Consider the following 8,034-nt stretch of genomic DNA (forward strand, 5'->3'; position numbering starts at 1 on the left):
CCGTACCGGTCGCGTCGGTGGTCAGCCCGTCGACGAACGCGTGCACCTGCGCCGGGTCGACGCGGACCACGTCGGCGCCGCCGATGGTAGCGGGCCCGACTACCGGAATGGTGCGGAACTCGATGTTTCCGCTGTTCAGGCCGCGCATCTGGGCGGCGAACTCGACGAGGTTCCAGTTGTCGGACAACACCACGGACTTTTTCACCGCGGTGATCACGTCGGAGATCTTCGAGGGATTGGTGAGCACGTCGCGGGAGAGCACCTTGCGCGCGAGGCCCGACAGGAAGGCCTGCTGCCGCGCGATGCGATCCAGGTCACCGTTGGGCAGGTCGTACCGCTGCCGCACGAACGCCAGCGCCTGCACGCCCTCGATGGTCTGGCGCCCACCCGGCAGGTCGACGCCGGACTTGCGTTCCCTGACCGGACCGTTGAGGCAGACCTCGACCCCGCCGAGCGCCTTGGTCACCTCGTAGAAGCTGCCGAGGTTCACCTCGGCGTAGCGGTCGATCATGCCGGGTTTGCCCATGAAGGTCTCCAGGGTGGAGATGAGGTTCTGCCGTCCGGCGACCCTGGACTGCCGGTCGGCCTCCTTGATGTCCACCCCACGCTGCTGGAGCGTGCGGAACTTCTCGTTGTAGGCGTAGACGAACGCGCCGTTGAGCTTGTGCTTGCCGAAACCGCCGGACAGCTCCACCCACGAATCGCGGGGGAACGAAATGGCCATCGCGCGGCGCCCGTCCTGCGGGATGTGCACCAGGATCATGGTGTCGGTCTGCTTTTCGCCGTCGGAGTCGCCGGCGTGCAGCATGTCCAGCACCTCGCGGGCCAGCGGGTTGCCCTGCTCGTCGGTGCGGCTGTCCATGCCGACGAGCAGGATGTCCACCGCGCCGTCCAGCGGCACCGCGTGCACCTCGTTGTCCTCGAAGACCTTGGTGGTGGCCAGTCCGGTGTTGAGCTGGTGGAGGAAGTACTGCCCGAACCAGGTCAGGGCCAGCACGGCCACCGAAACCAGGCCCACCAGGGTCTTACCGGTGCGGGCCGCGAACACCACGAACCAGTGCCTGCGGCGGGGTGGTGGGGAATCGAGTGGTGGAGGTGCCGTCTCCTCCGCTGCGGCGTCCTGGCGGGTGATGACCCCGTCGGTCACGCTCGTCCTCCTGCCCCCACCATTTGTGGATGCCTCCAGATTACTGTTCCCTCTACAGGGACGTTTTCGGGCTCGGCTACGTTGCCCGGGGCGAGGAGATCACGAGTCCGGTGACATGGAGAGGGCGGAGCGAATGCGGGTGCTGGTGACCGGTGGTGCCGGTTTCATCGGGTCGAACTACGTGCGCAAGGCACTGGCCGGTGAGTACCCCGCGCTGGCCGGGGCCGAGATCGTCGTGCTGGACAAGCTGACCTACGCCGGGTGCGAGGCGAACCTCGCGCCGGTGGCGGACGATCCCCGGCTCCGTTTCGTGCGCGGTGACATCTGCGACGCCGCGCTGGTCACCGAGCTGATGGCCGGTGTCGATCTCGTGGTGCACTTCGCCGCGGAGTCCCATGTGGATCGCTCGATTCTCGGCGCCGCGGATTTCGTGCTCACGAACGTCCTGGGCACGCAGACCCTGCTGCAGGCCGCGCTGTCGGCCGGGGTCGGCAAGTTCGTCCACGTGTCCACGGACGAGGTGTACGGCTCGATCGCGGAGGGTTCCTGGGCCGAGGACCACGTGCTCGAGCCGAATTCGCCCTACTCGGCGTCGAAGGCTTCGTCGGATCTGCTGGCCAGGGCCTTCCACCGCACGCACGGACTGCCCGTCTGCATCACCCGGTGTTCCAACAACTACGGTCCGTACCAGTTCCCGGAAAAGGTCATCCCGCTGTTCGTCACGAACCTGCTCGACGGGCTGACCGTGCCGCTGTACGGCGATGGGCTGAACGTCCGTGACTGGTTGCACGTGGACGACCACTGCCGCGGTATCCAGCTGGTCGCCGACGGGGGCAGGCCGGGGGAGATCTACAACATCGGTGGCGGCACCGAGCTCACCAACCGGGAGCTGACCGGGCGGTTGCTGGACGCGCTCGGCGCGGACTGGGACCGGGTGGAGCCGGTCACCGACCGCAAGGGGCACGACCGCCGGTACTCGGTGGACATCACCAGGATCAGCACCGAGCTGGGGTACCGGGCGCGGGTGCCGTTCGACGAGGGGCTGGCCGAAACGGTGCGCTGGTACCGGGAAAACCGCGCGTGGTGGGAACCGCTCAAGAACCGTGCCGCGCTCGCGGGGAAGTGAGGGGACCGATGCTCACCGTGCTGGTACCCGGCGGGACCGGGCAGCTCGGCCGGGACCTCGCCGCACTGGCCGGGCCGGAGATCGAGGTGGTGGCGCCCGGCTCGGCCGAACTGGACGTGACGAGCGCCGGGTCCGTGGTCGCCGCGGTGAGCGCGCTCGCGGAGCGGGCCCGCGAGACGGGAAGACGGCCGCTGGTGGTCAACGCCGCCGCCTACACCGCCGTGGACGCGGCGGAAACCGAGGAACGGCGGGCCTTCGCGGTCAACGCGGACGGTCCGCGCGTGCTGGCGGCGGCGTGTTCGTCGCGCCGGGTGCCGTTGATCCACATGTCGACCGACTACGTGTTCGCCGGGGACGCCGATCGTCCGTACGAAGCGGACGACGCGATCGCACCGCGCAGTGCCTACGGCCGGACGAAGGCGGCGGGGGAGGACGCCGTGCTCGGCTCGGGGGCGAGCGCGTGGATCGTGCGCACCGCCTGGGTCTACGGAACGACCGGGTCGAACTTCGTGAAGACCATGACCCGGCTGGCGGCCGAGCGCGATCAGGTGTCCGTTGTGGATGATCAGCGCGGGTCGCCGACGTGGTCGGCGGATCTCGCCGCAGGACTGCTCGAACTCGGGAGGTCCATTGTGGAGAAAGGGGGCCCATCCCGGCGGATCCTGCACTGCACCGGTGGCGGGGAAACCACCTGGTACTGGCTGGCGCGTGCGGTTTTCGAGGAACTCGGTGCGGACCCGGACCGCGTCCGGCCCTGCACCACGGAGGAGTTTCCGCGGCTCGCGCCGCGGCCGGCGTACTCGGTGCTGTCCGGCGCCGCGTGGGCGGAGGCGGGACTGACGCCGCTGCGCCCGTGGCGGGAGGCGCTGCGGGCCTACTTCGCGGCCAACCGGTAGGCGCCGACGGTGGCGTCGGCGCACCGCCGCCAGGTGAAGCCCGCGGCATGGGTGCGCCGCTGGACGGACATGGACGCGGTGTGCGGTTCGGACACCGCGGTGCGCAGGGCCTGGGCGAGCGCGTCCACGTCGCCGTGGGGCACCAGGCTCGCATATCCGCCGGAGATCTCGCGCAGGGCCGGGATGTCGGTGCACACCACCGGCACGTCGCAGGCGAGCGCTTCGAGCACGGGCAGGCCGAACCCTTCGTCGCGTGAGGGCAGTACCAGCGCCGAAGCCCCGGCGACCACGTGCCGCAGGTCCACATCGGACAGGTAGCCGGCATGCAGGGCGCGGTCGGACAGGGGGAACGAGCCGGGTCCGGTGAACACCAGCGGGGGCAGTTCCGGGGCGGCGGCGTGCGCCTCGAGCAGCCAGTCCAGTCCCTTGCGGGGCCCGGCCGCACCGACGAAGAGCAGATACTCCGAGGGCAGGCGCAGCCGTTCGCGCATTTCCCGGGTGGGGCGCCGTCCGGTGAACCAGGCGGCGTCCACGCCCAGCGGGGTCACCACGATCTTCTCGCGCGGAACGGACAGCCGCTCGGCCACGCTGTCGGCCACCGCGGCGGTCGGCGTGCAGATCGCGCCCGCGTGCCGCGCGCCGCGGCGGACCAGTTCGGGCAGTTGCCGGTCGCTGGGCGCGAGTTCCCCCGGCGCGTCGAGGAAGGCGAGGTCGTGGATGGTGAGCACGCCCGCGGCGCGCAGCGAGCCGGGCAGCACGAAGTTCGTGCCGTGCACGACATCGGCACGGCCTGCGAACAGTTCGACCGGTGGGAACGACGAGCGCAGCCAGCAACTGCGCAGCAGGCGCGCGGCGACCGGCATTCCGCGCGCGCGGGCGCCGTGCGGCAGGACGTGCCGCAGGCGGCGCCAGCCGCGCAGGGTGAAGGCGACCGCCCGCATGTCCACATCGGACCGTGAGGCCAGTTCCTCGGCGAGCGCGGCGGTGTAGCGGCCGATCCCGGTCCGGTTCCCGAGCAGGGGAGTGCCGTCCAGCAGTACCCGCAGCGCACGCTCAGCCACGGCGCCGCGCCACTTTCCGGAGCCGTCCCGCCACCCTGCGGGCGAGTTCGGTGGGGCCGCCGTCGGCGAGGTACTCCCGGATCAGGGCCAGGTCCCGCCGGACCAGTTCGGCGCCGCGTACGGGTTCGGAGACCACGAGGTCGGTGGCGCCGGGCAGGCGGTCGGCGGCCGGGCGCGGGTCCCGGCAGAACTCCACCAGCGGGGCGAGCGCCTCCGGCCAGGTGTAGCGCCGGGCGACCTCGGCGATGCGCTCCTTGCAGCCGTCGGCGAACTCCGTGTCGTACAGGGTCCGTTCGAGCGCGTCGGCCAGTGCCTGCTCGTCCTCGGCCGGGACGACCACGCCGAGGCGTTCGGTGCGCACCAGATCGGCGAAGGCGTCCCCGTCGGTGGTGACGATCGGCAGCCCGGACCACAGGTAGTCCAGCACCCGGGTGCGGAACGCGAAGGTGGTCTCCACGTGCTCGAAATGGGTGGTGACCCCGCAGTCGGCGTCCAGCAGCCAGTTCTGCCGCTCGGCGTAGGGCACCCACTGCTCGTTGAAGAACACGTGTTTGCCGGTGAGGCCGAGCCGGTCGGACAGGGCGATGGTGCGGGCACCGATGTCCATTTCGGCCACTTCGGGATTGGGATGCCGCATGCCGAGGAACACCAGCCGGACGTCGGGGCGCCGCTGCCGCAGCTCCTCGATCGCGCGGATCAGGGTGAGCGGGTCGAACCAGCTGTACACGCCGCCCGCCCACAGCACCACGTGATCGGTTTCGGCGATGCCGTCCAGTTGCGCCCGCAGGCCGGGCCCGGTGCGCACCGGGGGTTCGGCGGGCAGTCCGAACGGGACGACCGCCAGCAGCGAGCGGGTCGTGGGATCGGCGTCGTACAGCCGAGGGGACAGCCTGCCCAGCGCGGCGAGGTGCCCGAGCCAGAAGTGCCGTTGCCGCTGCGAGGCGCAGAGGAAGAAGTCGCCCCGTTCGAGCTGCGCGTCCAGCACCCGGGTCACCCCGGCGAGGTCGGCGGCCCGGCGGTCGTCCGGTGCGCTCTTGCCCTGCTCCAGCAGTTCCAAGTGCATCGGGTCGTACAGATCGCAGACCACGATCTTGTTGGAGTGGTCGTTCTTCAGGCTCGGCGCGAGTTCGAGCACGTGCCCCTGGAGGACCACCACGTCGGCCCACTCGATCGGCTCGGTGAGATCGCGCCTGCGGGCGGCGCTCACCGGGAACGGGGCCGGCGGGGGAGCGGCCAGCGGGTTGACCGTGACCAGCCGGACGTCGTGCTCGGCGTGCAGGGCCAGCGCGATGTTCCAGGCCCGGATCGCCGGGCCCGCCATGCGTTCGGTGATCGCGTCGCCGGTGATCACGAGGACCCGGCGCCGCTGCCCGAACAGCCGCTCGATGCCGAAGGCCTCCACCAGGATCTCGTGCGCGGCGAGATAGCGCTCCAGCGGATAGGCCGGTTCGAGTGCCTTGCGCAGCAGGGGGATCAGGTCGGCGTCGGTACGGACCCTGGCCGCCTGCTCGGTCCTGCGGGACTCCGCCAGCGACGGCAGCAACTCGACGAACTGGTCGATGGCCAGGAAACCGGCGAGGGCGGTCCTGGGCACCGGGACCGGCGAGGTGTCGATCGCGCCGACGCCGTGGGCGAGGTCGAGCTGTGCCGGGTCCAGTTCGCCGCGCGCGGTCGCCCGGCGCACCGCCAGCGCGAGCGCCGCGGGCAGCGCCTTGGCCAGCGTCTCGTCGGAGACGTTCTTGTACAGCGCGGCGAGCGCGTTGCGCTCCAGCAGGAAGGTTTCCCGCCCGGTGTCGGGGGAGTCCACTTCGGACATCGTCGCGTGGTGACGGTGGTAGGCGAGGGACTCCGGCACGTAGCGAACGCGCCAGCCGCGCAGGTTCAGCCGCCAGCCGAGGTCCACGTCCTCGTAGAACATGAAGAAGCGCTCGTCGAACCCGCCGAGTTCGGCGAACACCCCGGCCCGCACGAACATGGCCGAACCGGTGGCGAACAGCACGTCCTTGGCGGACTCGTGCTCGGTGGCGGGCACCTGGGCCAGCGGGCTCCCCGCGTGCCGCTTGTACCCCATGCCGAACCAGGTCAGGCCGCCGTCGACGAAGTCGACGCCGGTGCCTTCCCAGTCCAGCACCTTGCTCGCGACCGCGGCGACCGTAGGTTCGGCGGCGAGCGTGTCCACCGCCGCCCGGACCCACCGCGGGTGCGGGCGGGCGTCGTTGTTGAGGAAGGCCAGCACGCTCCCCTTGGCCTGGCGTGCGGCCAGGTTGCAGCCCCCGGCGAAGCCGAGGTTGGTCGCGGAGGGGATCACCCGGACCTCGGGCACCGCCGCCGCGATGCGTTCGGCGTCGTCACCGCCCGAGGCGTTGTCCACGCACAGCAGTTCGAGCCGCGGATAATCGAGATCGGCCACGAGCGCGCGCAGGCAGGTGATGGTGTCCTCCGCGCCGCGATAGTTCACCACGATCACCGAGACCAGCGGCAGTGGTGTGTCCCCCTGGGTCAATGCGACCTCCATACTCACCGTTGGCTCGAAAGCTTAGAGCCTGTTTTGGAAGTGGTTTGCGTGGCGGTGCGGGTAGCGGAACCTGACGTGGTCCCTCGCTGTGGGATCTCCTCCTCATGAATGCCAATTCACCACGTCGGAGCTGTCCTCGCGAGGAACCACGTCAGAACCCACGGCGGTGCAAGCTGACGGCGCAGGAGCAAGCGGCTCCGCCGCTTATGAAACACGACCTGGCGGCATGGGGCCCACGGTGGCCCCCGCGGAACCCTCCTTCGGGGTTACCGGGCCCAGGCGCGCCAGACGGCGCGGCGGGGCACGGTGGAGCGCCGGGTCACCGCGCGCCGGGCGGTGAGCGTGCCGGGCAGCCGGACCAGCACCTCCGCGAGCACCCGGCAGCGCAGCGGGACGCGGAAGTTCGGGGCGTCCACCACGTCGCGGCGCAGCGGCAGGACGGCCGTGATCGCGGCGAACCGGGCCAGCTCGCGGAGCGCGATCGCGCCCGGGGCGCAGCGCAGCAGCGTCAGCAGGCGGTTCCGCTCGTTCCACCGGTGGAACCGCGGCGAGCCCGGGCGGGTGCTCACGCCGTGACCGTGGGTGACGCGGGCGGCGGGGACGGTGACGATGTCGTGCCCGGCCAGGCGCAGCCGCCAGGCGGTGTCGGTGTCCTCGTAGTAGCAGAAGAAACTCCCGGGCACGCCGCCGACGGTGCGCACGGCGTTCGTGCGCAGCAGCGCGGCGCCGCCGCAGAACCCGAAGGCCGGGGCCTCGGTGGCGTCGGCACCGTGACCGTCCGCGGTGAGCCGGACACCCAGCGACTGGATCGAGCCGTCGGGGCGGTCGAGCCGGGCGGAGGCGGCGGCCGCCGGGCCGAGCGCGTCCTCCAGGACGGCGAGCCAGTCCGGGGCGGGGACGGCGTCGTCGTTCAGCCAGGCCATCAGCGGGGTGTCTACAAGGGACAGCGCGATCCGCATCGCCCCGGCGTAGCCGGTGTTGCGGGGCAGACGGACCACGCGAGGCCGGGACGGGTGCGCGGCCAGCAGCGCGGCGGTGCCGTCGTCGGAGGCGTTGTCGATCACGAGCGTCCGATGTGGACGCTCCTGGGCGGCGACGGCGTCCAGGCAGGCGGTGATGTGCCCGGCGCCCCGCCAGGTGACGACCACCACGGTGGTCTCGACGCCTCCCACGACGAGCAGAATACGGGGCGTGCCCCAACTCGTGGTCATCGCCGAGCAGTTGCTCGCGCCCGTCCCCGGCGGGACCGGCCGCTACACCGCCGAACTGCTGGCCGCGCTGGCCAGGAC

6 protein-coding genes are annotated in these 8,034 nt (G+C 71.3%); 2 read left to right on the forward strand and 4 right to left on the reverse strand.

The features are described 5' to 3' along the window. Positions 1-1,147 (reverse strand): LCP family protein (locus tag FNH05_RS26270; RefSeq protein ID WP_144591395.1); only part of this gene is annotated, 1,147 nt, incomplete at its 3' end. Between the two features lie 133 nt (positions 1,148-1,280). Here FNH05_RS26270 and rfbB point away from each other — a divergent pair. Beyond that, on the forward strand, positions 1,281-2,273 hold the full coding sequence (gene rfbB, locus FNH05_RS26275; protein WP_144591396.1) for a dTDP-glucose 4,6-dehydratase: 993 nt from the start codon (positions 1,281-1,283) through the stop codon (positions 2,271-2,273). A gap of 8 nt (positions 2,274-2,281) precedes the next feature. Continuing rightward, on the forward strand, positions 2,282-3,169 hold the full coding sequence (rfbD, locus tag FNH05_RS26280) for a dTDP-4-dehydrorhamnose reductase (RefSeq protein ID WP_144591397.1): 888 nt from the start codon (positions 2,282-2,284) through the stop codon (positions 3,167-3,169). Here the strand turns inward: rfbD and FNH05_RS26285 are convergent. The 3 genes from FNH05_RS26285 to FNH05_RS26295 form a co-directional block, all read right to left on the reverse strand. After that, the gene (locus FNH05_RS26285; RefSeq protein WP_144591398.1) at positions 3,148-4,230 is read right to left on the reverse strand and encodes a glycosyltransferase family 4 protein; all 1,083 of its coding nucleotides are present in this window, start codon (positions 4,228-4,230) and stop codon (positions 3,148-3,150) included. The genes rfbD and FNH05_RS26285 overlap by 22 nt on opposite strands. After that, complete coding sequence (locus tag FNH05_RS26290) at positions 4,223-6,733, reverse strand: glycosyltransferase (protein WP_144591399.1); 2,511 nt, start codon at positions 6,731-6,733, stop codon at positions 4,223-4,225. The genes FNH05_RS26285 and FNH05_RS26290 overlap by 8 nt, the downstream gene beginning before the upstream one ends. A 278-nt stretch (positions 6,734-7,011) precedes the next feature. Then, positions 7,012-7,917: a glycosyltransferase family 2 protein gene (locus FNH05_RS26295; protein WP_246127946.1), complete on the reverse strand. Its 906-nt coding sequence runs from the start codon at positions 7,915-7,917 to the stop codon at positions 7,012-7,014. Positions 7,918-8,034 lie beyond the last annotated feature (117 nt).

The organism is Amycolatopsis rhizosphaerae (genome assembly GCF_007713715.1).
GTDB classification, from domain to species: domain Bacteria; phylum Actinomycetota; class Actinomycetes; order Mycobacteriales; family Pseudonocardiaceae; genus Amycolatopsis_E; species Amycolatopsis_E rhizosphaerae.